Annotated in this window: 23 protein-coding genes; 11 read left to right on the forward strand and 12 right to left on the reverse strand. The window is 62.2% G+C overall.

All coding sequences use genetic code 11. The features are described 5' to 3' along the window. Positions 1 to 55: 55 nt before the first annotated feature. Both EJ075_RS00645 and EJ075_RS00650 read right to left on the reverse strand, forming a co-directional pair. Positions 56 to 1,642 (reverse strand): ABC transporter substrate-binding protein, encoded by a 1,587-nt coding sequence (locus EJ075_RS00645; RefSeq protein ID WP_126102978.1) that lies wholly within the window; start codon positions 1,640 to 1,642, stop codon positions 56 to 58. Between the two features lie 40 nt (positions 1,643 to 1,682). Next, positions 1,683 to 2,414, reverse strand: a complete 732-nt coding sequence (locus tag EJ075_RS00650) for a FadR/GntR family transcriptional regulator (RefSeq protein WP_245458250.1) — start codon at positions 2,412 to 2,414, stop codon at positions 1,683 to 1,685. 129 nt (positions 2,415 to 2,543) lie between these two features. On the opposite strand from EJ075_RS00650, the gene EJ075_RS00655 reads away from it, so the two are divergent. From EJ075_RS00655 to EJ075_RS00670, 4 genes are all read left to right on the forward strand, one after another. Next, positions 2,544 to 3,515: a Gfo/Idh/MocA family oxidoreductase gene (locus EJ075_RS00655; protein ID WP_126102980.1), complete on the forward strand. Its 972-nt coding sequence runs from the start codon at positions 2,544 to 2,546 to the stop codon at positions 3,513 to 3,515. Further along, a complete protein-coding gene (locus EJ075_RS00660; protein ID WP_126102981.1) occupies positions 3,512 to 4,507 on the forward strand; it encodes a Gfo/Idh/MocA family oxidoreductase in 996 nt (331 codons plus the stop codon). Before EJ075_RS00655 ends, EJ075_RS00660 begins: the two co-directional genes overlap by 4 nt. After that, entirely contained in the window at positions 4,497 to 5,450 is a 954-nt protein-coding gene (locus EJ075_RS00665; RefSeq protein WP_245458071.1) for a dihydrodipicolinate synthase family protein, read from the forward strand. Before EJ075_RS00660 ends, EJ075_RS00665 begins: the two co-directional genes overlap by 11 nt. A gap of 98 nt (positions 5,451 to 5,548) precedes the next feature. Continuing rightward, positions 5,549 to 6,319, forward strand: coding sequence for a TIGR01458 family HAD-type hydrolase (locus EJ075_RS00670; protein WP_126102982.1), 771 nt, complete (start codon positions 5,549 to 5,551; stop codon positions 6,317 to 6,319). A gap of 217 nt (positions 6,320 to 6,536) precedes the next feature. Here EJ075_RS00670 and EJ075_RS00675 read toward each other — a convergent pair whose 3' ends face one another. Continuing rightward, positions 6,537 to 8,069, reverse strand: coding sequence for an FAD-dependent oxidoreductase (locus tag EJ075_RS00675; RefSeq protein WP_126102983.1), 1,533 nt, complete (start codon positions 8,067 to 8,069; stop codon positions 6,537 to 6,539). Between the two features lie 405 nt (positions 8,070 to 8,474). Here EJ075_RS00675 and EJ075_RS00680 point away from each other — a divergent pair, with 405 nt between their 5' ends. The 3 genes from EJ075_RS00680 to EJ075_RS00690 all read left to right on the forward strand — a co-directional run bounded on the left by EJ075_RS00680 (position 8,475) and on the right by EJ075_RS00690 (position 12,163). Further along, complete coding sequence (locus EJ075_RS00680) at positions 8,475 to 9,446, forward strand: SDR family oxidoreductase (protein WP_126102984.1); 972 nt, start codon at positions 8,475 to 8,477, stop codon at positions 9,444 to 9,446. Positions 9,447 to 9,571: 125 nt separating this feature from the next. After that, complete coding sequence (locus EJ075_RS00685; RefSeq protein WP_126102985.1) at positions 9,572 to 11,284, forward strand: HAD family hydrolase; 1,713 nt, start codon at positions 9,572 to 9,574, stop codon at positions 11,282 to 11,284. An 18-nt stretch (positions 11,285 to 11,302) separates the two neighbouring features. Then, positions 11,303 to 12,163: an NmrA family NAD(P)-binding protein gene (locus tag EJ075_RS00690; RefSeq protein WP_126102986.1), complete on the forward strand. Its 861-nt coding sequence runs from the start codon at positions 11,303 to 11,305 to the stop codon at positions 12,161 to 12,163. A 54-nt stretch (positions 12,164 to 12,217) separates the two neighbouring features. On the opposite strand, the gene EJ075_RS00695 is transcribed toward EJ075_RS00690, so the two are convergent. From EJ075_RS00695 to EJ075_RS00705, 3 genes are read right to left on the reverse strand one after another with little or no spacing between them, the layout of a single operon-like run. Then, positions 12,218 to 14,497 (reverse strand): xanthine dehydrogenase family protein molybdopterin-binding subunit, encoded by a 2,280-nt coding sequence (locus EJ075_RS00695; protein ID WP_126102987.1) that lies wholly within the window; start codon positions 14,495 to 14,497, stop codon positions 12,218 to 12,220. Continuing rightward, positions 14,494 to 15,522, reverse strand: a complete 1,029-nt coding sequence (locus EJ075_RS00700) for a xanthine dehydrogenase family protein subunit M (RefSeq protein WP_095486463.1) — start codon at positions 15,520 to 15,522, stop codon at positions 14,494 to 14,496. Before EJ075_RS00700 ends, EJ075_RS00695 begins: the two co-directional genes overlap by 4 nt. A gap of 1 nt (position 15,523) precedes the next feature. After that, the gene (locus EJ075_RS00705; protein WP_095486462.1) at positions 15,524 to 16,156 is read right to left on the reverse strand and encodes a (2Fe-2S)-binding protein; all 633 of its coding nucleotides are present in this window, start codon (positions 16,154 to 16,156) and stop codon (positions 15,524 to 15,526) included. 217 nt (positions 16,157 to 16,373) lie between these two features. Here EJ075_RS00705 and EJ075_RS00710 point away from each other — a divergent pair, with 217 nt between their 5' ends. Next, positions 16,374 to 16,817, forward strand: coding sequence for a PPC domain-containing DNA-binding protein (locus tag EJ075_RS00710; protein WP_095486461.1), 444 nt, complete (start codon positions 16,374 to 16,376; stop codon positions 16,815 to 16,817). Between the two features lie 48 nt (positions 16,818 to 16,865). Here the strand turns inward: EJ075_RS00710 and EJ075_RS00715 are convergent, their stop codons facing one another. From EJ075_RS00715 to EJ075_RS00730, 4 genes are all read right to left on the reverse strand, one after another. After that, on the reverse strand, positions 16,866 to 18,140 hold the full coding sequence (locus EJ075_RS00715; protein WP_126102988.1) for a DUF763 domain-containing protein: 1,275 nt from the start codon (positions 18,138 to 18,140) through the stop codon (positions 16,866 to 16,868). 155 nt (positions 18,141 to 18,295) lie between these two features. After that, positions 18,296 to 18,994 carry an MgtC/SapB family protein gene (locus EJ075_RS00720; protein ID WP_126107188.1) on the reverse strand — a complete coding sequence of 233 codons (699 nt, stop codon included), beginning with the start codon at positions 18,992 to 18,994 and terminating at the stop codon, positions 18,296 to 18,298. A gap of 96 nt (positions 18,995 to 19,090) precedes the next feature. After that, the gene (locus tag EJ075_RS00725) at positions 19,091 to 19,528 is read right to left on the reverse strand and encodes a GFA family protein (protein WP_126102989.1); all 438 of its coding nucleotides are present in this window, start codon (positions 19,526 to 19,528) and stop codon (positions 19,091 to 19,093) included. Beyond that, positions 19,525 to 20,172: an alpha-ketoglutarate-dependent dioxygenase AlkB gene (locus EJ075_RS00730; protein WP_126102990.1), complete on the reverse strand. Its 648-nt coding sequence runs from the start codon at positions 20,170 to 20,172 to the stop codon at positions 19,525 to 19,527. The genes EJ075_RS00725 and EJ075_RS00730 overlap by 4 nt, the downstream gene beginning before the upstream one ends. Positions 20,173 to 20,312: 140 nt before the next feature. Here EJ075_RS00730 and EJ075_RS00735 point away from each other — a divergent pair, with 140 nt between their 5' ends. Beyond that, positions 20,313 to 20,528 carry a KTSC domain-containing protein gene (locus EJ075_RS00735; protein WP_095486456.1) on the forward strand — a complete coding sequence of 72 codons (216 nt, stop codon included), beginning with the start codon at positions 20,313 to 20,315 and terminating at the stop codon, positions 20,526 to 20,528. 74 nt (positions 20,529 to 20,602) lie between these two features. On the opposite strand, the gene EJ075_RS00740 is transcribed toward EJ075_RS00735, so the two are convergent. After that, positions 20,603 to 20,830, reverse strand: coding sequence for a hypothetical protein (locus tag EJ075_RS00740; RefSeq protein ID WP_095486617.1), 228 nt, complete (start codon positions 20,828 to 20,830; stop codon positions 20,603 to 20,605). A 173-nt stretch (positions 20,831 to 21,003) separates the two neighbouring features. On the opposite strand from EJ075_RS00740, the gene EJ075_RS00745 reads away from it, so the two are divergent. After that, positions 21,004 to 21,873: a Ku protein gene (locus EJ075_RS00745; RefSeq protein ID WP_095486455.1), complete on the forward strand. Its 870-nt coding sequence runs from the start codon at positions 21,004 to 21,006 to the stop codon at positions 21,871 to 21,873. A gap of 3 nt (positions 21,874 to 21,876) precedes the next feature. After that, complete coding sequence (gene ligD / locus EJ075_RS00750) at positions 21,877 to 24,423, forward strand: DNA ligase D (protein ID WP_095486454.1); 2,547 nt, start codon at positions 21,877 to 21,879, stop codon at positions 24,421 to 24,423. Positions 24,424 to 24,456: 33 nt separating this feature from the next. Here the strand turns inward: ligD and EJ075_RS00755 are convergent, their stop codons facing one another. Further along, complete coding sequence (locus tag EJ075_RS00755) at positions 24,457 to 25,455, reverse strand: ATP-dependent DNA ligase (protein ID WP_126102991.1); 999 nt, start codon at positions 25,453 to 25,455, stop codon at positions 24,457 to 24,459. Positions 25,456 to 25,531: the final 76 nt, after the last annotated feature.

The following is a 25,531-nucleotide window of genomic DNA, read 5'->3' on the forward strand; positions in this document are numbered from 1 at the left end:
GGCATCAGGCCGGCTCCTTGCAAAGGTGGGCCTGGAGTGGCCCGCCAGGCGTTTTTTACTGGATGTCCCAGCGTTCCGGGTGAGCCGCGAAAGGACCGCCGGCAGGCGCCGGCGTCCAGACAAAGTCACGCAGTTTGTTGGAGGCGACGCCATAGCGATTGGCTACCCATAATGTCGCCCAAGGCAGATCCTTGTTCATCACCTTGCAGACTTCCTGCCAGGATTGATCGATCTTGGCCGGGTCGGTCTGGCCGAGCGCGGCGTCCAATGCAGCGCTCAGGTCGTCGAACTCGATGCGCATAGTGTTGAAGCCTGCCGGCGGAATCTGGGACTTGTTGAGACCCGGGCTGATGCCAGCCGGATTTGGCCCGTTCTGCAGGCCGGCATAGACCATCGCAAACGCGTTCCAGTCCGGCGTGCCTTCCTTGTAGACGATGCCGTTATAGGTCGGCGTATCGACGACACGCGGCACAACATTGATCCCGACCTCGGCCAGCATCGACTGTATGGCGGCCATCACATTGGCCGCTTGCGGCGAGCCGTAATAGGTCAGCAAGGTGATGGGCTTATCGCCGTTGATCTTGTCCCAGCCCGCCTCAGCAAGCAGAGCCTTGGCCTTTGCCGGATCGTAAGCATAGGTCTCGAGGCCTTCGGGAAGCAGATGCGGCGCGACGTAGCCGCAATTGGCCGGTTTGGCCGCCCCGCCATAGAGGCTCTCGATGATGGCATTGCGATCGATCGCGTACATGATCGCCTGGCGGACGCGAACATCCCTGAAGAGCTCGACCTTCTGGTTGAGCCCGATGTAGTTGACTACATAAGAAGCGCCCTCGATCACCTTGAAATTGCTGTCGCTTTTGAAAGATACCGCGTCGTCGGGCTCGACATAGGTGAACTGGATCTCGCCGGCGCGCAGCGCGGCAACGGCGGCCGCCGGGCTCTCGAAATACCGGTTGATGAGCACGTCGGCCTTCGGCTTGCCGCCGCGATAGTCGTCATCCGCGGCCAGCTCGACATATTGATCGCTGACATAGCGATTGAATTTGAAGGGGCCGGTGCCGACCGGAGTGGTGGACCACCAAGTACTTGTGGCCAGCGTTTCCGGTGGGATCGCGGCCAGGGCATGCTCCGGCAGGATCATCACCTGCGAGAGAATGGACAGGAACGAGCCGTTGGGCTTCGACAGTTTGACGACGACGGTGCGATCGTCCGGCGCGTCGACCGACGCGATGTCGCCGAGACGCGCGGCAAACAGACTGCCGGACGCTTTGTTCCTGGCGAGCTCAAGCGTGAACTTGACGTCCTTGGATGTGAACGGCTTGCCGTCGTGCCAGGTCTCTTGGACAAGGTTGAACGTATAGGTCAGCTGGTCGTCGCTGACCCTGTAGTCCTTGGCCAGATCGCCTTCGAGTTCGGTCAGGTCGGAGTTGTAGATGACCAGCGGTTCAAAATAGGTGCTGAGCCAGGTAAAGCCGCCGGTCGCAGCCAGCGGATTGAAGTTCTTGGGAAAGCCGCCGGGGCCGACGTCGAAGCCCCCGGTTATGGTCTTGGCACCCTGTGCCTGGACGCTGGTGGCAAGGCCGATGCCGCCGAGCAGCAGCCCGGTGACGGCCAGATGGCGAGCGATAGTCTTGATGCGCATGGTTTCCTCCCTTGGCATTGTCAGGTAGTTCGGCGTTTGGTCAGGTCGTTCGGTTTTTGGCGATGACTTGCTGAATCCCCCTGTAGTGATCGTCGAGGCGCTGACGCGCCCGGTCGACATCCTTGGCGGCAACGGCCTCGACGATCTCGTGATGGTCGCGCCACGTCGCCAGCGGTGTCGGATTGTCGAGGCTGGTGAAGTTCGAGGCCTTGTTGAACGCCACCCAAAAGATGTCGATCAGCGCGCTCAGCATGTGATTGTTCTGGCAGCGGAACAGCAGCTGGTGGAATTGCTGGTCCTCTTCGGCAAAGCTCTCTTGGCGCTCGGCGCGCCGCCGCATGCTTTCGGTCAGCTGGCGCAGCGCGGTGATGTCTTCGGCGCTGATCATCTCGATGGTCTTGGCGATGAGGCCGGTTTCAAGGACGCGGCGGATCTCGCGCAGCTCCTCCACGTCGCGCAACGAATCCTGCAGGCCATATGCCAGATTATCCAGCAAGGGCTTGAACGAGAATTCCTTGACGAACACGCCGATACCGCGGCGCGTCTCCAGAATGCCGATCGACTCCAGCGCCTTGATAGCTTCGCGCACCGAGTTGCGGCCGACGCCGAGCCGCTGCGCCAGGAAGGTCTCCGGAGGCAAGGGATCCCCCGCCTTGAGCTTGTTGCTCTGGATATATTTCCTGAGGCTCTCCTGCACGCTGACGTGAAGCAGCGGCGGTCTGGTCAGCGGCTCGATCGACTTAGGTTCCGAGATCGGCTTGGGTTCTGAGATCAACTTGGGTTCCGGCATTTTGCTCCCAGCGCCGCTTTAATTGCGCCCGATGGCGCGTCGCAAAGCGGTCGATGCTTGTAGCATAGCGACTTGTAGGATATCCTGCAAGTAAGAGGATTCGTCACTGAAATGAAGATTGTCCTGGCCGGATCGAGCCATTGGCACGCCGAAATGCATCTCGACGCAGCACACTCTTGTGGCACTGAGATTGCCGGCATTTGGGATGAGGACGCGGAGCATGCGCGCGCCTTCGCGGCGCGTCATCATTTGCCGCTCATCACCGATTTCGCGAAAATCCTCTCCAGCCCGCCTGATGTGATCCTGCTGATGGGGCATCCTTCGACGGTGCCCGCGCGGGCGCGAGCCGTCATCGGAGCCGGCATACCGCTAATCCTGGAAAAGCCGGCGGCGAGCAGCACTGGAGTGTTGGCCGCGCTGCGCGACCTGGCGAGGCAGCACCAGGCCTTTGTCAGTGTTCCCCTGCCCAACCGCTTTGGGCCGGCCGTCACTGCCTTTGAACGGCTACGCCGGCAAGGCCGCGCCGGTGCGGTTGCGCATGGCCAGTTCCGGCTGGTCAATGGCCCGCCGCAGCGCTACGCGGCCGACGGTGTCGCCTGGGTCGTGGATCCGGCGATCGGTGGCGGCGGCGCGCTGAGGAACCTCGGCATACACGGCATCGACGCCGCGCTCAGCCTGGCAACCGGCGAGCTTGGGCTGAAAGCCGTTTCGATCGAGAACCGCATTCACCGCGCCCCGGTCGAGGACCATGCGCTGCTTGTGCTGGAAGACGCTGCCGGAGCGTTGTTCATCGTCGAGGCCGGATACACCTTTGCGTCGATGCGCCCTGGCGGCGACTTCGAATGGCGCATCGTCAGTGCGAATGCGACCCTCATCGACTATGGCGACCGCGCCATCTGTGCGACGCTCGACGATGGCGCTATCGTCGACTTGCCGATCGAATTGCCGGCGACGCGCTATCGGCTGTGCATGAGCGACACGCTCGACCGGCTGGCTCGAAAAGCGCCGCCGGCGATTTCGATCGATGACTATGTTGCGGCGATGTCGCTGATCGACGCCGCGTATGAAAAGGCAGGACGATGATTGGAATAGGCATTATCGGAGCGGGCGATTTCGGCGGGGCCCATGCAAGGGCAATTAAGGAAGTGCACGGCCTGCGCCTCGTCGCATCGTGCCGCGGGAATAACGATGCCCTGGCCGGCTTCACCGCCGAACATGGTGGTCGCGGCTACACCGACTGGCGCAAGCTGCTGGACGACAAGGATGTCGACGCCGTCCTGATCGCCAGCCCTCACCATCTCCATGCCGAAATGGCGATCGGAGCGGCAAAGGCCGGCAAGCACATCATGCTCGAAAAGCCGATGGCGCCGACGGCGGCAGCCTGCGATGCGATAAACGCCGCCGTGGCCGCCGCTGGCGTTAAGCTCATGATCGCCCATCTCATGCATTTCGCCCTGCCCTGCATGGCGGCCAGGCAAATGCTGGAGGAAGGAGCGCTCGGCCGGCCGCTCATCGGATCGAGCTGGATCATCAAGCTGTGGATGGAGCACAATCGCCGCGACTGGCATCTGCGCAAGCCAACCGGCGGCGGCATGCTGTTGACGGCCGGTATTCATGCGCTCGACCGCCTGGTCTGGCTGATGGATGACGATGTCGTGTCGGTGAGCGCCATGCTCGGCGCCAAGTTCCATGACCAGGAAGCCGACGACACCGCCCTGCTCGGACTGCGTTTCGCCGGCGGCGGGCTCGGCCAGGTGCAGAGCATCGGCTACCGCAATGGCGCGACCAGCTACGCCATGGACCTGGTCTGCGAGCAGGGAACGCTGCGCATCGACATGGACCGAGGCACGATGCTGGGGCGCGATGCGGTCTGGACCGACCTGCCCGGCTCGTTCGAGCCGAACTGGATGCACAACGCGCTGGTGCGCGAATGGACGGCGATGGGCGATGCCCTTGCAAACGACAAGCCGGTGCCGGTCGATGGTGCCTATGGACGCAAGATCATCGGCATCATCGAGGCCGCCTTCTCATCGAACGAAACCCGGCGCGAGCACGAGATCGCCGGTGCGCGCTGAGCTGGACGACCATCTGACCCATTTGCCTGCACAGGCGCCGCGCGGCGTCTGGGGCGCGGTGATGCTGGCCATCGACGACCGCGGTGCAATCGACTGGGAGGCGACGGAAGAGACGATCGCGCGGCTTTGCGCGGCCGGTGTCGACGGCATCTATTCCAACGGCACGGCCGGCGAGTTCCACTGCCAGACCGAGCCTGAGTTCGATCGGCTTTGCGACCTGGTGGCCGCGTCAGCGGCTCGCGCGCGCCTGCCCTTCCAGATCGGCATCAGCCAGTCCAATCCGCGCGTCGCGCGCGAGCGGCTGACGCGGGCATCGGCGCTCCGCCCGGCGGCGATGCAATTCACCTTGCCTGACTGGTGGCCGCCCAGCGACGATGAGGTCATGCGCTTCGTCGGCGGTCTTTGCGAGACTGCGCCTGACACGCCGCTGGTGCTCTACAATCCACCGCACGCCAAGCGCCGCCTGACGCTCGAAGGCATCGCCAGGCTGCATGCAGCCGTGCCATCGCTGGTCGGCGCTAAGCTGCCGGGCGGCGACGCCAACTGGTACGCCGACATGCGCCGCGAACTGCCGGGATTTTCGGTCTTCGTGCCCGGCCATACGCTGGCGACGGGATTTGCCCAGGGCGCCCACGGCAGCTATTCCAACGTCGCCTGCCTCAACCCGAAGGGCGCGGTGACGTGGTGGCAGATGATCCGCACGGATGCGGCAGCCGCTGCCAAGGTCGAGACGCGCATACAGGCCTTTCTCGCCACGCACGTTCTGCCTTTTCGCGCTCGCTACGATGTCAGCGATGCGGCGCTCGACAAAGCGATGGCGGCAGCCGGCGGCTGGGCGCCGCTTGGCTCGCGACTGCTCTGGCCTTACAGCTCGGTTCCCGACGAGGCGACCGCGACGCTGGCCGAAGTCGCACGCACGGCCTTCCCCGAATGGTGGGAGTGAGCGGCGGTTAATCGAGTGCGCCTGCCCTGATCCAAAAGGAACAACCATGGCCTTGTTCCGGGTTTGACGCACGGCGGACTCGTGGTCATGCTGGACCGATGACAAGAGGTGTACTGCTTGACCTCGCAGGCGTCATCTATGATGGCGAGACCGCCATATCAGGCGGAATCGACGCCGTTGCGCGTTTGCGCCAGGCCGGTTTGGCCGTACGCTTCGTAAGCAATACCACGCGCTCGTCGAAACAAGGGGTTCTCGAACGTCTGGAGGCGATGGGACTCACCGTTACCAAGGCAGATGTTTTCACGCCGGCGCACGCTGCTCGCGAATGGCTGCTTCGCAATGGCCGTGCGCCATACTTGTTGGTTCACCCCGGCCTTGCGCCGGATTTTGACGAGCTACCGGATCGCGACAAGCGCGCCGTCATCGTCGGCGATGCCGGAGACGCCTTCACATATGCGGCGTTGAATGACGCGTTTCGTGAGCTGAGTGCGGGGGCCGAATTGCTGGCCCTTGCCACCAACCGGACGTTTCGGGACGCCGACGGCGGACTCAGCCTCGATGCAGGGCCATTCGTCGCGGCATTGGAATTTGCCTCCCTGAAACGCGCAACTGTCCTCGGCAAGCCCTCGTCGGCGTTCTTTCTGTCGGCGCTGACAAGCATGGACTGTCCGCCGGATCAGGCGATCATGGTCGGCGACGACGCCGAGGCCGATATAGCTGGCGCCCTGCGCGCCGGAGTTTCGGGCGCATTGCTGGTGCGGACAGGCAAATACCGGCAGGGCGATGAAAAACGGTTTGATCCGCGCCCGACCGCAACCGTCGCCGATCTCGCGGCGGCAACCGACTGGATCATTGCGCGCCGAGACTGATTGCGCAGGCTGAACCGGCCGCACAGCGCCCGCAGCCCGGACCTTGTGCTGCGCGGAATGAACGAAGCGCAATTGAATGCTGAGCCACGGAAGGCGGATAACAGCGTGCGCCTCGCTAGAGCAGTTCAGCTTTTGATAGAATCGCTGACCCGCTCTAAGTATTTGTTTTTACGCAATTCCGGACGAAAAACCGCTCCGCGCTTTTCCCGGAATTGCTCTAGGTCATTTGACGCTCCATTTCCACCTCGGCCCCTAGACTTTCGATGTCGCGGAAGATCGAAGCGACAGCCAGCGTGCGCCCTTCGCGCTTGAAGCGGAGCAGGCAATCCTTGGCAAGGATGTCTCCATCGACCACGATCTCGTCCCATTGCGCGGCATGGCCGACGTAGTTGATGGGCACATCATAATGCTGGCTCCAGAAGAACGGCACGGCGACGAATTTCTCGCGATGGCCGAGCATGTTGAGGGCTGCTGTTCGCCCCTGCCTCTCCGCAACCACCCAATGCTCGATCCGAATGTTCTCGCCACTGTGAGGATCTGGCCACCGCGCAGTGTCGCCAGCCGCGAAGATGCCTGGTGCGCTCGTCTCCAAAAAGGCGTTCACGACGACACCGCGGCCAAGGATGAGCCCCGCCGTTTCGGCAAGCCCCGTCCGCGGTCGCACGCCGATGCCGACGACGACGAAATCCGCCGCCAACGTATCGCCGCTGCTGAGTTTCACCTTGCTGCCGTCGATGCTGCTCGCGGTGTCCTCGAGATGGAATACGACACCATTCTCCTCATGGAGGGCGCGGATGAAGTCGCCCATTTGCGGCCCCAGGACCCGTTCCATGGGCCGTTTTTCCGGCGCCACGACATGAACTTCGATCTCGCGCGAGCGCAGGGCCGCGGCAACCTCCAGGCCAATGAAACTGGCGCCAAGCACGACGGCGCGGCGCGCAGTCGTGGCTCGCTCGATGATCGCCTTGCAATCTGCGAACGAGCGCAGCGTGTGAACGTGTGGCTGGTCGGCGCCTTGTATGGTCAGGCGAACCGGTTCGGCTCCGGTCGCAAGGAGCAGCCTGTCGTAAGGAGTCCGTGTCCCGTCCGCGAGCACAACTTCGCCAGAACGTGCATCGATGCTGGCGACGTTCGCGTTGAGACGCAGGTCGATGTCGTTCTTCGAGTAAAAGCTGTCTCCGCGGAGCGGAACCCAATCCTCCGGCGCTTTGCCGGCGAGATAGTCCTTGGAAAGATTGGGCCGATCAACGGGCGGCGCTTCGTCGTTGCTGAGCATGACAATGCTACCTTGATAGCGTTCGCGCCGCAGTTTTTCTGCCGCCGCGAAACCGGCCGCGCCGCCACCGACAATGACGATTTTCTCTGGAGCCTGGCCGGAGCCTCCATCGCGCTGCTTCGGTGCCGTCCGCTTGCGCTTTTCTCCCACGAATATCCGATCATCGCGTTGTTCCACCGACCAGCAAGCGAGTGGATTGAAAGCAGGGGCGCGCAAGGCCTCGCCTGTACGCAAATCGAAGCACGCGTGATGCCAAGGACACCGGACGGTGTCTTCCACCACAAGACCGTCGACGAGCGGCCCGCCATAATGTGTGCATGTCGCCCCGATGGCGAAGACCTCGGCCCCGCGGCGCACCAGCAGCACCTGCTCATCGCCGCAATGGCCGAGAAGCTTTCCGCCATCGGGAAGGTCGGATAACGCGATGCCCTCGACCAGATCCGGCCCGTTTGGTTTGGTATGACCTTCAGCCATTTTCCTCTCCCTTGGCGCGATCCGCTGACAAAATCGCCTGTACGCCGAGAAGCGGGAAATCTTCAGGTCACCAGCCTCGGAATACCTTCTGCTTGGCCAGCGCCTTCAGGTTCTCGGACACCGCTTGTGCCCAAACGTCCGCCCGCATCATTCGTTGCCAGTTGGGCAGTACGCGCCGTCGATTCCTGGCGTTTTGGGTTCGCTGCGATCAAGAACATTCGGCGCCTGCTGCCAAATTTGGGGGGGGCGATTCTCATCGGCGGTTTGTCGAAGGTGGCGCTCATCACTCGTTGCCGCGGCTGCAATGGTCGCTTGTCGAACGCATCGCGGACTGAAGAATGACGCCGTCGCGCAAACTTTTTCGCCGGACATGCGTTGTTCATCCTTCAAGCCAAGGAGGCAGCCATGCAGATGAAATCGGAAATCGCCGGCGAGGCCGCCAAGCAGCGCCATATCCAGCGTCGGATCGATGCCAAGGACAAATCGAAATCGAGCGGCAAGCAACAAGGCGCCATGCAGGCCGGAGCACGCAAATATCCCGAGCCGCCCTTTCCTGAGCAGCACCAGCCGAAGCCGGGGCACGAATGGGCGATCGAGCCAGCGCCGCTTTACGATGCGCCATTCTATATCGGGTCGAAAAAGCTCGACGGCAAAGTGGCCGTCATTACCGGCGGTGATTCCGGCATCGGCCGCGCCGTGGCCGTGCTCTATGCGCGCGAAGGCGCGGATGTGGCGATCGTCTATCTGTCCGAGGACAAGGATGCCGAAGAGACGAAGAGGGCCGTCGAAGCCGAAGGCCGGCGCTGCATGCTGATCAAGGCGGACGTCAGCGAACGCAACCACTGCCACAATGCGGTGGCTAAGGTGGTGAAGGAATTCGACCGGATCGACGTGCTGGTCAACAACGCCGCTTTCCAGATTCATTCCAGCGAATTCAGCGAGCTGACCGAAGAGCATTTCGACACGACGCTAAAGACCAATCTCTACGGCTATTTCCACATGGCGCAGGAGGCCGTGCCGCATATGAAGCCCGGCTCGGCGATCATCAACAGCGGCTCCATAACCGGCATCGAGGGCTCGAAGCAACTGGTCGACTATTCGATGACCAAGGGTGGCATTCATGCCTTCACGCGCGCGCTCTCGGGCAACCTTATCGAAAAGGGAATTCGGGTGAATGCCGTGGCGCCGGGCCCGGTGTGGACGCCGCTCAACCCATCGGACAAGCAGGCCGGTGACGTTTCGAAATTTGGCGCAGACACGCCGATGAAACGGCCGGCGCAACCGGAGGAGATCGCGCCCGCCTATGTGTTCCTCGCCTCGCCGCACTGCTCGAGCTACATCACCGGCGAGATATTGCCGATCATCGGCGGCTACTGAGTGGGTATCCTGCGCCGCAACACTTGTCCGCTCGGCTCGATCACGCCTTTGCGGAATGGCATCTCGTCGTGCGACCTCGCGTGTGGCGGTGGTAGCGGCGATCTCAGACATGAAATGGTCGACAAATGTATTTCATCGCCTTGGCAACAGACTATGACGGCACGCTGGCGCACGAGGGGATCGTAGCTGAAAAGACGGTTGCGGCTCTCGAACGGGTCAAGAAAAGTGGCCGCAAGCTCATTCTCGTCACAGGACGAGAACTGCCCGACCTCAAGCGCGTTTTTCCCGAGATCGGCCTGTTCGACAAGGTCGTCGCCGAAAATGGGGCGTTGATCTACACGCCTGCCAGCGAGGAAGAACGTGTGATTTCACCGGCACCGGCGCCCAAGTTCGTCGCCAAGCTAAAAAAGCACGGCGTCAAGCCGCTTTCAGTCGGACGGTCGATCGTTGCGACCTGGGAACCACACCAGGCAACAGTTCTTGAAGTGATCAAAAAACTTGGGCTGGAACTGGAAATCATCTTCAATAAGGGCGCGGTGATGATCCTGCCGAGCGGCATCAACAAGGCAACCGGGCTGGCCGCTGCACTTGAGGACCTGCGGCTTTCACCACACAATGTGGTCGGTATTGGCGATGCTGAAAACGACCACGCCTTCCTGCAGGCCTGCGGCTGCAGCGTCGCCGTCGACAATGCACTTGTGGCGGTCAAGGATACAGCAGACCTGGTGACGCGCGGCGCGCGTGGAAAAGGCGTCGAGGAACTGATCGAGAAACTGGTAAAGCGCGATCGGGAACTTGTCCGAAAACGCGGCGACGGCATTCTTCTCGGCTCGGTCGGCGGCGACGAAGTCTATCTGACGCCGACCGACACGGTTCTGATCGCCGGAAGCTCCGGCATCGGCAAATCCACCTTGGCCACCGCGCTGACGGAACGCTTCGTCGAGAACGGCTTTCAGTTCTGCATTTTCGACCCGGAAGGCGACTATGATGGCCTCGAAGGTGCCGTCCGGATAGGCGATGGCTCGAGCGCACCGACAAAGGCACAAGTGCTCGACCTGATCGAGAAGCCGGACACCAGCGTGGTCGTCAATGGGCTGGCGTTACGGGTCAACGAGCGACCGGACTTCTTTGCCGATCTGCTCCCCGGCCTTGGCAGTTTCCGCTACCGTACGGCGAGGCCACATTGGCTGGTCATCGACGAGGCACATCATCTTCTGCCCAAGAAGCGCGACGACACACGCGCCGTCCTATCGTTGGAATTGCCGGGCACCGTCCTGATCACCGTTCATCCGGAAGCGATTTCGACCGATGCCCTGCGCCTGGTCACTGCCGTCATTGCGCTCGGTCCCAAGGCCAAGAATGTCATCAAGGCCTTTTGCCATGAGACGGATACCAAGCCGCCAAAGGATATTCCGTCGCCAAAAGGCGAGCGCGTGTTGTTCTGGCGGCCTCAAACCCGCAAGAAAATTGCCATGGTCAAGGCGATCGAGCCGCGCCAGTCACTCAAGCGTCACAGCCGCAAATATGCAGAAGGTCACCTAGACGAGGCCGGCAGCTTCTATTTCAGAGGTCCCGACAACGCGATGAACCTGCGGGCCCATAACCTGATGATCTTCGCTCAGATCGCCGAAGGCATCGACGACGGGACTTGGGAGCATCACCTGCGTGCCGGCGACTATTCCGAATGGTTTCGCCATCAGATCAGGGACAAGGAGCTGGCGCGCGAAGCCGCCGAGGCAGAGAAGGACGAAATGCTCTCGGCGCAGGAAAGCCGCAAGCACGTTCTGGATGCAGTACGTCGCCGGTATACGGCTCCTGCCACCGCCCCGGAGGAATAGGAAGCGAAAGGATCGGCCATGCACATCATTCTCGGAGGCACCGGCCATGTTGGTTCTGCTGCAGCCATGTCGCTGCTACAGCAGGGCGAAGCGGTCACCATCGTAACTCGCGACCCATCGAAAGGCGCTGACTGGACCCGGCGTGGCGCCGAGATCGCAGTGGCGGATGTCCACGACAGCGAGGTCCTTCGTCAGGTCTTTCGTCAAGGCGAGCGGCTGTTTCTGCTCAATCCGTCGGCCGACCCATCGACCGACACCGACGTTGAAGAGCGCAAGACCGTTGCCGCCATCACTGCAGCTCTTGAAGGATCTGGATTGCGAAAGATCGTCGCGCAATCAACCTACGGCGCTCAGCCCGGCGACCGATGTGGCGACCTGAACATCCTTTACGGGTTGGAGCAGAAACTGCGCGCCCAGCCGATCCCTGCCAGCATCATCCGGGCGGCATATTATATGAGCAACTGGGATTTCTCTCTTGAGACTGCGGAGCAGGATGGTGTGGTGAACACCTTTTTTCCGGCGGACTTCAGATTGCCAATGGTGGCACCGGACGACCTTGGGCGCGTCGCTGCCCGCCTGCTGAAAGAGCCGATCGAACAGACAGGTACCCACTATGTCGAAGGGCCGGCGCGCTATACTGCGTCCGATGTCGCGGCTGGTCTGAGCGACGAGTTACGAAAAGACATTCAGGTCGTGACGGCACCGCGTGAAAAATGGCAAGAGACCTTTGAGGGCATGGGCTTTTCCAGGGCCGCTGCCGAGTCGTATGCGCGCATGACCGCCCTCACTCTGGACGAGCTTGAACTGCCCGCCGATCCCGAGCGTGGCACTGTTACCCTGCAACGCTACATTTCCGATTTGGTGGCCCGACGCAAATAGCGCAGCAAAGCAACAATGACTAGCTCTGTATTTTCAACCCGTTACCGGAACAAACTATACTATTAAATTCTCTATTCTGATCGGCAGATCGCGGATACGCCTGCCGGTGGCGTGATACACCGCGCTTGCGACGGCGGCTGCCGTTCCGACATTGCCGAGTTCGCCCAATCCCTTGACGCCGGCCGGGTTGACCGCGTGATCGACTTCCGGGACGAGGATCACCTCAAGCTGCTTTATGTCGGCGTTGACCGGCACCAGATAGTCCTGCAGGTCGCGGTTGACGTAGCGGGCGTGGCGCCGGTCGATTTCGGTCGCCTCGTGCAGGGCCTGACCAATGCCCCAGATCATGCCGCCCATCAACTGGCTGCGCGCGGTGCGCGTATTCATGATGCGGCCGGCGGCAAAGGCGCCGACGATGCGGGGTACCCGGATCTCCCTCGTGTAGCTGTTGATGCGCACTTCAACCAATTCTGCGCCATAGGCGTATTTCACCGAATCCTCGTCCTGATCGCCGCCGTGGAATTCCGCCTGCCCGGCATAGAGCTTCTTCAAGGCCTCCGGCGACGAGCCTTTCGGCGCAAACTCGGCATATTCCTCGAGCGCGCCGATCTGCATCGCGTTGAAGACGTCGGACAGTCTGGCCGACTTGCCGCTATCGGTGACGACGGCCTCCTTTTCCATTTCCAGCATTGCGTTGCCGGACCCCGCCAGTGGTCCGCCCTCCCCGACAGCCGCGGTGAAGAGTTTTTCGCGAATCGCGTCGCAGGCTTTCAGAACCGCCGAGCAGACACTTGCGGTCGAAATCGAGCCGCCAGAGACCGGCGCCGGCGGCAAGGTGCTGTCGCCCATCTCGACGCTCACCTTGTCGATATCGACGCCAAGCCGTTCGGCCGCCATCTGCCCCGCTACGGTGCGCACGCCGGTGCCGATCTCGTGCGAGCCGGATTGGACACGAACATGGCCGTCGTCGGTCAGGCGGACACGGGCTGCGCAGGGTGCTGCGGCGGTCGGGTAGATGGCGGTCGCACAGCCCATGCCGACCAGCCAGTCGCCATCACGCATCGAGCCTACTGCCGCTTCGCGCTTTGACCAGCCGAAGGCCTCCGCGGCCTGGTCATAGCACTTGATCAGCGATCTGCTGGAGAACGGCTTGCCGCCGATCGGTTCCTTTTCCGGCTCGTTGATGCGGCGGAATTCGACCGGATCCATGCCGAGTTCCACAGCCATTTCGTCCATGGCGTTTTCGAGCGCATAGACGTAGGGCGTCTCGGGCGGCGAACGCATGTAGCCGGGTGTGTTGCGGTCTGCATGCACAAGAGAGACGCGGGTCAGCACCGAGCCGTAATTGTACATGCGGCTGGTCGCCGAGGTGCCGCCGACGACATAGGGATCGAGTCGCGAGGTCACTTCCCAGCCTTCGTGACCGAAGGCGGTGATGCGGCCGTCCCTGTTCGCGCCGATACGGATGCGGTGCCGGGTCTCCGCCCTATAGGTTTGTGTGTCGTAAGCCTGCATGCGGCTGACCACGCAGCGCACCGGCCGGCCGACCCGGCGGGCCGCGACCGCCACGATCGCCGTGCGGGCGGTCATCGGCCCCTTGGAGCCGAAAGCACCGCCGATATAGGGACTGACGATCCGTACATTGGCCGGGTCGATCTTCAGTTGCCGTGCCAGTTCGGTCTTCCAGCCGGTGACGTTCTGACTTGGCTCGTGCACGGTGAGTTGGTCGCCCTGCCACCACGCCGTCGTGGAAAACAGCTCGATCGGATTGTGGTGCTGGGTCGGCGTCGAGTATTTCTGGTCGATCTTCACCGCAGCCGCAGCATAGGCCGCGTCGAAATCGCCGGCTTTAAGGTTCTCCTTGTACATCGGACTTTTGCCGGCGGCAGGCTCGATCCTGGTTCCCCGGGAATCGAAGCTGGCGCTGGGTGTTTCTTGCGCATAGTCGGCGCGGATCAGCATAGCTGCCTCCGCCGCCGCCTCGAATGTCTCGGCAACCACCAGAGCGATGATCTGGCCGTCATGGAAGATGGTCTTGTCGTGCAGCGGAGCGATCGAGCTTGCGCCGGTATTGCCGAATTCTGGCTTGTCGACCTCATCCATATCACCGACGCTGACGATATCGAGGACGCCGGGCACCGCACGGGCCCTCTCGAGCCGGAGGGCGGAAATGCTGCCCTTGGCGATGGTGCTGGTGGCAAGCACGCCATAGGCGACATTCGCGGTCGCAAGGTCGGCTGGGTAACCAGCCTGGCCGGTAACCTTCAGGCGGGCATCGATCCGGGGAACGGGATTTCCCATATTCTCTTTCGGCGCGGGGGCAGCTTGGTTCATGATGGGACCTTCATGTCGCGTGTTTCGAGCAAGGCTCGCACCAGAGTGCGTTTGCCGAGTGGCACCTTGAATGCATTGTGTTCCCTTGGCTTCGCCTCGGCGAATGCGATCTCGGCGGCGGCCTCGGCTGCATCGCGATCGAGCACCTTGCCGTGCAATGCCTCTTCAGCCGCCCTTGCGCGCCAAGGCACGGTCGCCACGCCGCCAAGCGCTATGCGTGCTTGCCTGACCTTGTCACCGTCCATATCGAGAGCGACGGCCGCCGAGGCCAGCGCAAACGCATAGGATTCGCGATCGCGGATCTTCAGGAAGCGCGAGCGGTGGCTCCAGGCCCTGATTGGAACATCGATGGCTACGATGACTTCGTCGGCTGCCAGATCTGTCTCTATGTTGGGCGTATCGCCGGGCAGGTGGTGCAGCTTGGCGAAAGGTATCCTGCGCAAGCCCTTCCTCCCCTCGGCTTCGATGACGGCGTCGAGCGCGATCAGGGCCTGGGCGAAATCGCCGTGATAGGTAGCTATACAGGTGTCGCTGGTGCCGAGGACCGCATGCTGCCGGTTCAAGCCTTCCAGCGCAGCGCAACCGGATCCCGGCTCGCGCTTGTTGCACGGCCAGGATGTCTCGCGAAAATACTCGCACCGCGTCCGCTGCAGCACATTGCCGGCCAGGCTGGCCATGTTGCGGATCTGGCCGCTGGCCGCCAATTTCAGGCTTTCGGCAAGCAGCGGGCAACGGCGCTTGATCTCGGCCCTGTCTGCCGCCTCGCCCATGCGAACCAGCGCGCCGAAACGGATGGTGTCGTCGCTGATCCTGATCTGCCGCAAGGCCGGTTCGGCCAGACCGTTGAGATCGAGCAGGCGCTCGGGCTGCGCCACGCCAAGCTTCATGTAATCGGCCATATTGGTGCCGCCGGCGATGAATTGGGCGTTGGCCTGTGTCGGGGGAACGCGCGCATCAGTAAAATGCGAGGCGGCGGCGACGGCCGCGGAAACGTTGGTCGGTCTTTCGTAAGCGAAGGGGCGCATCTCAGGCCCTCCTGGTCTCGTCTCGCGCCTGGACAATGGCGGCGACAATGTTCGGATAGGCGGCGCACCGGCATAGATTACCGCTCATATATTCGCGGATGTCGTCTTCCGAACCGGCGTGGCCCTCGTTGACGCAGCCGATGGCTGACATGATCTGGCCCGGCGTGCAGTAGCCGCACTGGAAAGCATCGTTGTCGATGAAAGCCTGCTGCATCGGGTGCAGACTCCCGTCGACGGAAGCGATCCCCTCCACGGTCGTGATTTCACGACCTTCATTCATGATGGCGAAGCTCAGGCAGGAAAGCACACGCTTGCCATCGACAAGCACAGTGCAAGCCCCGCACTGGCCGTGGTCACAACCCTTCTTTGTGCCCGTCAGGCCGACATGATCGCGCAGCGCGTCAAGCAGGCTCGTGCGATTGTCGAGGGCGAGATTGTAGGCTTGCCTGTTGATGCGAATCGAAATCGTCGACAGATCGCGCGGCCCGGCCAAACTTGCGGTTGATTGTTCAGCCGCTTTCACCGACTTCGCCAGCAGCGGCGCAGCCGCGGCCGCCGAAACGGATCCGGTCATGAAGCCGCGTCGGCTGAGGACGGGCAATGTGGGTTTGCTGGGGGATTTGGCATCGGACATGGCTGGCTCCAGGCTGGCTGCGTCTCAAGCCGGCCAAACCATCCGCTGAAGCCAAGGTTCCCTCCCTCACGCGCCTGTGATCGCGTCTCCTCCAGACGCGCGGTCCAATCGCCAGCTTCGAATTGGCATTCGGAACTCTCCAGCCGTCATTTCGTTCAAACTCAGTCGACTGAAAAGACGACAACGCAAAAGCCGACATGGCGTCTGGAGTGAAACCATGAAATCGCAGCTCGTCGCCGAAAGCGCCGGACAAAGGACATTCGTGGTGGTGCTTGATCCTGGCGAGGAAGCGTTCGCAGCGCTTACCTCTTTCGCGGTCGATCAGGACATCGGCGGCGCCTCGCTGACCGCGCTCGGCGCCTTCGAAAGGGCGACTGTCGGCTGGTTCGACCCCAGGGAAAAGACCTATCGGAAAATCCCGGTGCTGGAACAGTGCGAGGTGCTCAGCGCGATCGGCGATATTGCGATCGGCGACGACGGCAAGCCCAGCCTTCACGTTCACGCGGTGCTCGGGTTGCGCGACGGCAGCACGAAGGGCGGACATCTGCTCGAAGGCATCGTTCAGCCGACACTCGAAGTCACTTTGGTGGAAGCGCCTGGGCATCTGCACCGCAGGAAACGCCCGGAACTCGGTATCGCCTTGATCGACCTGGACGCCTGAAGCCGAATGCGGATCAGGCCAGGTCCGCTGAATTGCGATTCGGCCCGATTATCCCTTTTGTTTGACTTGCCTGACGTCCGCGGGCGCCTCGGGTGCGGGCTCCCAGCCGAACACGCTGCGACCGCCGAGCAGATGCGATTGGTCGAACTCTCCGGCAATAATTTCCTTCAGGCTGGGGCCCGTGACATAGCGCTCAACCTGCCGCGATTGGTCGTCCAGCCGCTTCAAGGCACCTATTTCTTCGTCGCGGCCGAGCCTGGCCTTGTGGACGGCGGACTTCAGCACGCCGATCGTCTCGTCATAGACCTTCAGCGGCACAGGAAACGGATGCCTGTCCTTGCCGCCATGCGCCAGCGAGAAGCGGCCGGGATCGGAAAACCGGCATGGCGCGCCATGCAGAACCTCGGCCACCAGCGCCAGCGCCCGCACCGTGCGCGCGCCGACGCCGGGGACTAGGAGAAGCTCGGAGAAATCAGCGGGGCCACGCTCCGCAGCCGCCGCCATGTTCCCATGAAGACGGCGCATGACGACATCGCTTTCGCGAACGTCGTGGTGTGCCGGCATGACCAGGTGCGGCAGCATCAGCTGGTCGGGCTCCGGCGCGGCAGCCACGTCATGCTCAAGCGCGGCGAATTCCCTCAGGATGCGATCCGGTCCAAGATCCTGCAGGAGCTCCAGCTGCCCCTTGCGCGAAGCGTCGGCGCGGCGGTCGGTCAGGTTGACGATCTCGCCCTGGTTGGCGCCCTCGATGGCGGCATGCGGCTGGTCGACGAAACTCTTCAGGCCTTCGGACAGCCAGTGATAGCGGCGTGCCACCTTGCTGTCGCCGTTCATGCCCTGCTGCACCACGACCCAGTCGCCGTCATCGGTCACGATGAAGCCGTGCAGATAAAGATCGAAGCCGTCCTGAACAGCGGCACTGTCAACCTTGGCGACGAGCCGGCTGGCCGTTGCCAAGCCTGTTCCGTCGAGGCCGACGCGCTCGCCGATGACCGCAAGCTCGTGCGGGGTCTTGCGCGAATGCGCGCCGCGGCCGCCGCACACGTGAATACCGAGCTCGCCGGAGAGCGGAGCCAACCCGCGTTTCAGGGCGCCGATGACGCTGGTGGTGATGCCGGAGGAATGCCAGTCCATCCCCATGACGGCGCCAAACGACTGGAACCAGAAGGGATGCGCCAACCGGCGCAGCAGCTCCTCGCGACCGTAATGGTGAATGATCGCCTCGCACATGACCGCGCCAAGGCGCGTCATACGGTCGCCAAGCCATTTCGGCACGCGTCCGCCATGAAGTGGAAGGTCTGCGCTTCCCGATCGTTGTGCCAAATCTTGCCTATTCCCGATATACGCCTTGCACTCGACAGATAGGTATCGAAAGCAGCGTGAAGAAGCGATCATGCCCGTTTCGTGCAGCCGATGCTGCCGGCCTTGGTGCCCGGCCCACCTGGCAATCCCGGCTCACTTAGCAATCAATGCAGCGGTTATCGCGCTTCGCTGAGGAGATCAAACTTCTCGATCTCGCAATGCTCACCGACCAATGCCAACAAATCCGTCGGCGGCGGTGCCCTGTCAGGCCGCCTCCAACTGATTTCGAACGACATCACGGGGTTGTCGCGATCCGGGCGCCGCTCCATTCCAACCAGGCGTGGCCGATAACCGGAAGGGCCGACGATTGCGTCAAGCTCTTCATGATCCGCCGCCTTCCAGGTGAGCGCCAACACAGCATGGTGTTCGCGCGGTATCACCAGATCGACCCATTTCAACACGAGCAGAATGACCAGCGTCGGCGCCGTCCCGGCCGCGCCCAAGGCGTATTGGCCACCCCCGAAAGCCAATCCGATCATTGTCATCATCCACAACGTCGCTGCCGTGGTGACGCCGCTGACAAGACTGCCGCGGCGAAGAATAGCACCACCGCCGATGAAGCCGACGCCTGTCAACACGCCCAGGGGGAAGCGCAGAACGTCCATCCGGGCAAAGGAATCCGGATCTTTGCCGCCAACCCCCAGCAGAATAGTGGCCTGTGTCATTGCGATCGCAGCCGCCAGCCCGACCAGGATCGTTGTCCTGAGGCCGGCCGCCTGTCCGCGCGCCTCCCGGTCGAGGCCGATCAATGAACCGGCGAGCACGGTCAGAAGCAAGCGCGCGGCGATGTCTTGCCAAACTGGGATAAGAGACATCGGTAAACCCTGATCGCCGCTGGTGTTTGGATTACGAGCTGATCGCAATTCAATTCGGCTAGGGTCATTCGGGTTCCATCGGCGGCGTTTTGCCGGTTACCGATCGGCTGGATTTCCGATCGCCGGATCGCGCCGCCTTGAATATCTTTCCACACGCGGCAGATCGTCGGGAAATTCCACCCACGGCAGCTTCATGTCCCAATAGGCGTGAGCCTGCGGCGCAAAGCGTTCGGGGTGGTCGAAGAAGCCGATCGTCAGATAGAGTTCTTCGGGAAGCCCTTGGTCGAGATAGGCTATGGATGTGCCGCAATCGGCGCAGAAGGTGCGGAGCACGCCTTCAGTCCTTGAGAACGTCTTCGGCGCGCCGGTCAGCAATCTGAATTGCGCCGGTCGATAGCCGACCCAGACGGTCAGCGGGCTCCCTATGGCCTTGCGGCAATCGTCGTCGTGATCGGAGCAAATCCAGAACGGGTCGCCATGCATCTCAGCCGTTATCGAACCGCAAAAACAGGAGCCGGTCTCGATCCTTGTCATCGAACCACCCCTTTCGACGGAAGCGAACGTTGCGGCCGCAGGCTCCGCAAGGTGATCGAATAGCGGTGCGCGGCAACCGGAGGGATGCTGTGCTCCCATTCGGTGCGCGCCGGGCCCGTCATCAGGTAAGCAGACCTTGGCTCGACGATGATGGTCTCGCGATCCCATCTCGTGCCGTTCTTCCGGCGCAGCCGAAAGCTGCATGGCGCAAGAAGGGAAACGCCGGCCACGGCATCGAAATGCGGCTTGTCGCGATGCCATCCGATACCGGCGCCGGGTCGGTACTCGTTGATCAAGACCTGCACGAAAGCGTCGACGGGCAGCCGCGCAAATGCTGCCGCCTTCTCCCTAAGCGGCATCAGAAAAGCCGGGATCGGCGGCGCCGCGACGACTTTGCGTTGGTCGAAATCGTAGCGCAGGCCAAAACCGGCGACGCGCCGGTTTGCGAGGTGGCCATGAAAGTCGAAAGGCTGGAAGGCGAGACTTTCGACCTGCCGCACCAGCTCAGCCTCTTCCTCCGCCGTGATCAACTCCGGCTGGTAGTGAAATCCCTCCGGCAGATCGTCGAGCGCACGAAAATCGGGCGCGCCAAACAGGTCGCCTTGGCCGGCGATTTCCGGTTGCTTGGTTTTGAGCGGTGGCATCAATCCTAATTGGTGAAGCCGCCCGGTGGCGGCAAGGTCTTGGAGGCGCCGAGCCGGCCGGATCATCGCCTCCTATCTTTACGAGGCGGAACCTGGATCGCCGGGGCGGGTTATTGCCCAGACGCGTCGAGTGTTGGGAAATGCCTTCAACTGCTATCCAAAGCATCAATTACGATCCGGCGACGAGGACCCTCTCCGTATGGTTTGTTCCAAGTGGGAATCGCTACGATTACGACGACGTGCCGCCGCAGACTTACACTGAATTCCGCAAAGCCCCGTCAAAAGGCCGCTTCTTCAACGCGTTCATTCGAGATCGGTATAGCTACCATTTGGTCGAGCAGAGCCGGTCGGGTTGAAACCCAACGCCCTTGCGTCGAGAATGCATCCGGGAAGAGACGGCTTCCTCGTAGAACCGGTCGGTTGACCGGTTTCATTGCGCCGGCGGCGTACCGGGTTGATCGCCGCCCGTCGACGACTTGGGCGTAGGATCTTTGTCGACCTCGGGACTTTGCTCGACGGTGTTGGTGTTGCTCTGAGTCGGTTCAGTGCTGCTGGTGCTGCCCTGTGTCGGTTCGGCCTCGTTGCTGCAGCCCGCTAAAGCCAGAGCCGCAACCAGAGCCGACAAAAACGACAGTCTCGTCAATGATAGTCTCGTCATGGCCAACCGCTCCCTTCCTGCTCGACAACGGCGGGTCATGAATTTGGTTGCAGCGGAACGGTTTGTCTGTAGGCCAGGCATCCGATCATCGCCGTGTAGGCACCAAGGAACAAATCTGCGCGCCGCCACGTTGCATTTCCAGTGCAAACGCTTGTGACAGTGAGGCTGTTGTCTTGGCGCCGAGAGCAAATTGGAAGGGCTTCCTGAAAATTGGAGAACTTAGCTGTCCGGTGGCGCTCTATACGGCTGCCTCGACTTCAGAACGGATCGCCTTCCACACGGTAAACCGCGCCACGGGACATAGGGTGCATCGCGCGTTCGTCGACAGCGATAGCGGCAAATCCGTCGAGAAGGACGATCAGGTCAAAGGCTATGAGATCAGCGCGGGTGACTACGTCGTGCTCGAACCCGATGAGGTCGCAGCCGCCGTCCCCGAGAGCGACAAAACGTTGTCCGTCTCGGCCTTCATCGGCTGTTCCGATGTCGACGACGTGTATTTCGACAAGCCGTATTATCTGGCCCCGCCGGACAAACACGCGGAAGAAGCATTTGGGCTGATCCGCGAAGGCATGCGCAGGAAGAAAGTCGCCGCGATCGCCCAGACCGTCCTGTTCCGGCGCGTCCGGACCTTGCTCATCCGGGCCTATGACGAAGGGCTGGTCGCAACGACGCTGAATTTCGACTACGAGGTGCGCTCGGCAGAGGAGGCCTTCGACAACGTGCCCGACATGAAGATCACGGGTGAGATGCTCGAACTGGCCGAACACATCATCAAGACCAAGAAGGGCAAATTCGATCCGACCAAATTCGACGACCGTTATGAGGCAGCGCTGGCCGAGCTTGTGAAGGCAAAGCTCGAAGGCAAGAAGATCGCAGTTCCGAAGCAGCCCAAGCGGGAAAAGGTCGTCGATCTTATGGACGCGCTGCGCCAGAGTGCCGGCGGTGGCGGCAAGCCGCCCTCGACCAGAAAACCCGCGGCAAAATCAAAGCCGGCTCGTCACGCGAAGCCGAAGCAGACAGCGCCGCGTCGGAAGGCCGGCTGACCGATGGCGCTCGAGACCTACCGCAAGAAGCGCGATTTTTCCGTCACCCCGGAGCCGCAGGGCCGCAAGGCGCCGAGGACGGGGAACAGCTTCGTCATACAGAAGCATGATGCGACGCGGCTCCACTATGATTTCCGTTTGGAAATGGACGGCGTCCTGAAGAGCTGGGCCGTCACCAAAGGGCCGAGCCTGATCCCCGGCGAGAAGCGCCTTGCCGTTCATGTCGAGGATCATCCCTTGGAATATGGCGGTTTCGAAGGCACCATCCCGAAGGGCGAATATGGCGGCGGCACCGTCATCCTGTGGGACAGAGGCACCTGGACGACGATCGGCGACGCGCATCGCGGCTATGCAAAAGGCCATCTCGATTTCGAACTTCACGGGGAGAAGCTTGGCGGCCGCTGGCATCTTGTGCGGATGGCCGGAAAGCCGCGGGAGAAGCGCGAGAACTGGCTGCTGATCAAGGGCGACGATGACGCCGCGCGCACGGAAGGCGATCCTGACATTCTGGACGAGCGGCCGGAATCCGTCGCCACCGGCCGCAAGATCGAGGATGTCGCCGGAGAAGCGCCCGGCTGGTCGTCGAAGACGGGGCGCATTGGCAAGCACCGCGGCCGCACGAGGGCCGCTCCCCCGGAAGAGCAGCCCGCCACCGTTGGCGTTCCGGAGCCGTCAAAGATCAAGGGTGCCAAGAAGGCAGCGCTTCCCGATTTCGTCGAGCCGACGCTGGCGACCCTCGTTTCGTCCGCGCCGTCCGGAGAACGCTGGCTGCACGAAATCAAATTCGACGGCTACCGGCTGCAGGCACGGATCGAAGCCGGGCGCGTCAAACTGTTGACGCGCAGCGGTCTCGACTGGACGAAGAAGTTCGGAAAGGCGGTCATTTCGGCGCTGGCCGATATACCTGTCGGGACGGCGCTGATCGATGGTGAACTCGTGGTCGAGACATCCGCCGGCGCGTCGGATTTTTCCGCGTTGCAAGCCGACCTCAGCGAGGGCCGCAGCGATCGCTTTCGCTTCTACGTCTTCGACCTGCTTCATCTCGACGGGTACGATCTGCGCGACGTTGCGTTGATCACGCGCAAGCAATTGCTGGAAAAGGTCATTGGTAGTGATAACGGCATCATCAGCTACAGCGGACATTTTGAGGAGGATGGCACGCTGGTCCTGCGACACGCCTGCCGGCTGAGCCTGGAAGGTGTTGTCTCCAAGCTTCGCGATGCGCCTTACCGCGCGGGCCGCAGCAAGAACTGGGTGAAATCGAAATGCTCGGCGCGACAGGAATTTGTCGTGGCCGGCTACGTCCCCTCGACAACCTCGCGCAATGCGATCGGCTCGCTCGTCCTGGGTGTCTATGACGATGGTAAGCTTCATCATGTCGGACGCGTCGGCACCGGCTACACGGCAGCAGTCGCACAGGACCTGTTCAAGAAGCTCGAGCGGATACGCATTCCGTCAAGCCCGTTCGATGAGCGGCTGAGCGCCGAGGAGGCTCGGCAAGCCCGCTATGTCAGGCCTGAACTCGTCGCCGAAGTCGAGTTCCGGGCCTGGACCGCCGACGGCAATCTGCGCCACGCCTCGTTCCGCGGATTGCGAGAAGACAAACCGGCGAAGGAGATCATCCGCGAAACGCCGAAGACGAACAAGGCAGCACCCAAACCTCAGCGCCGGACCGTCAAGCTCACCCATCCCGACCGCCTCTATTGGCCTGACCAGGGCGTGACCAAGGAAGGTCTCGCCGACTATTATGCCGAAGTCTGGCGCCATGCATCGCCCTACATCGTCGGCCGGGCGTTAGCGCTGGTGCGATGCCCAAGCGGCATTTCGGGCGAGCAGTTCTTCCAGAAGCATGCCTGGAAGGGTCTCAATCCCAACATCGTGCTGGTCCACGATCCCAAGGACCCGCCCGACGAGCGGCTGATCAGCATCAATGATCTCGATGGGCTGATCGGCCTTGTCCAGTCGGCGGCGCTGGAGATCCACCCCTGGGGCTCGTTGGTGAGCGATTGGGAGCGTCCAGACACGATCATCATGGACCTCGATCCTGGCGAGGGCGTGAGCTGGGAGGCGGTGATCGAAGCCGCCGTCGAGACGCGCGACCGGCTGAAGGATGCAGGGCTTGTCCCCTTCATCAAGACCTCCGGCGGCAAGGGCCTTCACGTCGTGGCGCCAGTGAAGCCGAAAGCGCAATGGCCTGTCGTAAAGGCCTTCACCAAGGCGATTGCCGACTCCATGGCGTCCGACAGCCCAGGCCGTTACGTCTCGACCATCACCAAGTCCAAACGACGCGGAAAAATTCTCGTCGACTATCTGCGCAACCAGCGCGGTGCGACCGCAGTCGCCCCCTATTCGACAAGAGCACGACCGGGTGCGTCGGTGTCGATGCCGCTTGCCTGGGACGAACTCGGCCCCGGCATCGGACCGGCCTATTTTACGGTCGAGAACACACCAACCCGGCTTGCCTCGCTGTCGTCGGATCCCTGGCAGGATTTTCGAGCAGCAGCAGCGCCGATCGAAGAACCGGGAAGCCGGCGCAAGAAAGCGGCTTGAAAACCGTATACGGAGAGCACGCGCCGCAGGGACTCAGGCGATCTGCTCAAACGTGCATTGCTCCGGAGCCTTGTCCGGCCGCCAGCGCAGGAACTTGGTGCCGTGCCGGAAACGGTCGCCGGTGACATGATCGAAGCGTACTTCGACCACCAATTCGGGCCGGACCGGCTCCCATTCGCCGCTGCGCTCGGTGCTCCAGCGGCTCGGCCCGCCCGGCGCCTTTCCGGTGAAGCCGGGTGGCTCGCGCATGGCTTCGAGTTTGCGGGTAAGTTCGGCCCTGTCGTCCTTGGCGATGGTCGAGGTGAAGCCGACGTGATCGAGCTTGCCGGCCTCGTTGTACAGACCCAGCAGCAGAGAGCCGACCTGCCGGCTGTTGCTGAGATAACGAAAGCCGCCGACCACGCAATCGGCCGACCGCAACCGCTTTACCTTCACCATCGCGCGCACCCCCGGTTGGTACGGACCGTCCAGCCGCTTGGCGACCACGCCGTCTGTCGCCCCATGTCCGGCAGCCCCTAGCCAGGAGCGGGCTTCTTTCACATCGCGCGTACAGTGCGAAAGCACGATGTTCCTGCGGTTTGCCGAAGCGACGAAAGCCTCAAGGATCGCTCGCCGTTTTTTCAGGGTCCGCGCCAACCAGACGGTTCCGTGCTCGTCGCAGAGCATATCGAACAGGACGATGTGCGCCGGGGTTTCCGCAGACAGCTTGCGGATCCTGCTCTCGGCGGGATGAAGCCGCATCTGGAGGGCGTCGAACGATGGCTTGCCGTCGACCGAGATGACGATTTCACCGTCGACGACAAAACGGCGCGACGGCAGTTCCTTCAATGTCGCGACTAGTTCGGGAAAATAGCGTCCGAGCGGCTTGCCTGACTTCGCGCGCAACTCCACGGCGTCATCCTGCCGGAATGCCAGGCAGCGAAAACCGTCCCATTTGCGCTCGTATTGCCATCCCTCTCCTTCGGGAATCGCATCAGCCGCCTTGGCTTCCATCGGAGGCGTATCGAGCGGCAGGGGGAAACCGCGGGTCATCGGCGGGTGCTGTCGAAAGCAGGATTGCGGGGGATGACCTTCATCGTGCTGCCTTTGTCCCCGACCCAGCCTCCTC

It is taken from the genome of Mesorhizobium sp. M6A.T.Cr.TU.016.01.1.1, from assembly GCF_003952585.1.
Lineage (GTDB): Bacteria > Pseudomonadota > Alphaproteobacteria > Rhizobiales > Rhizobiaceae > Mesorhizobium > Mesorhizobium mediterraneum.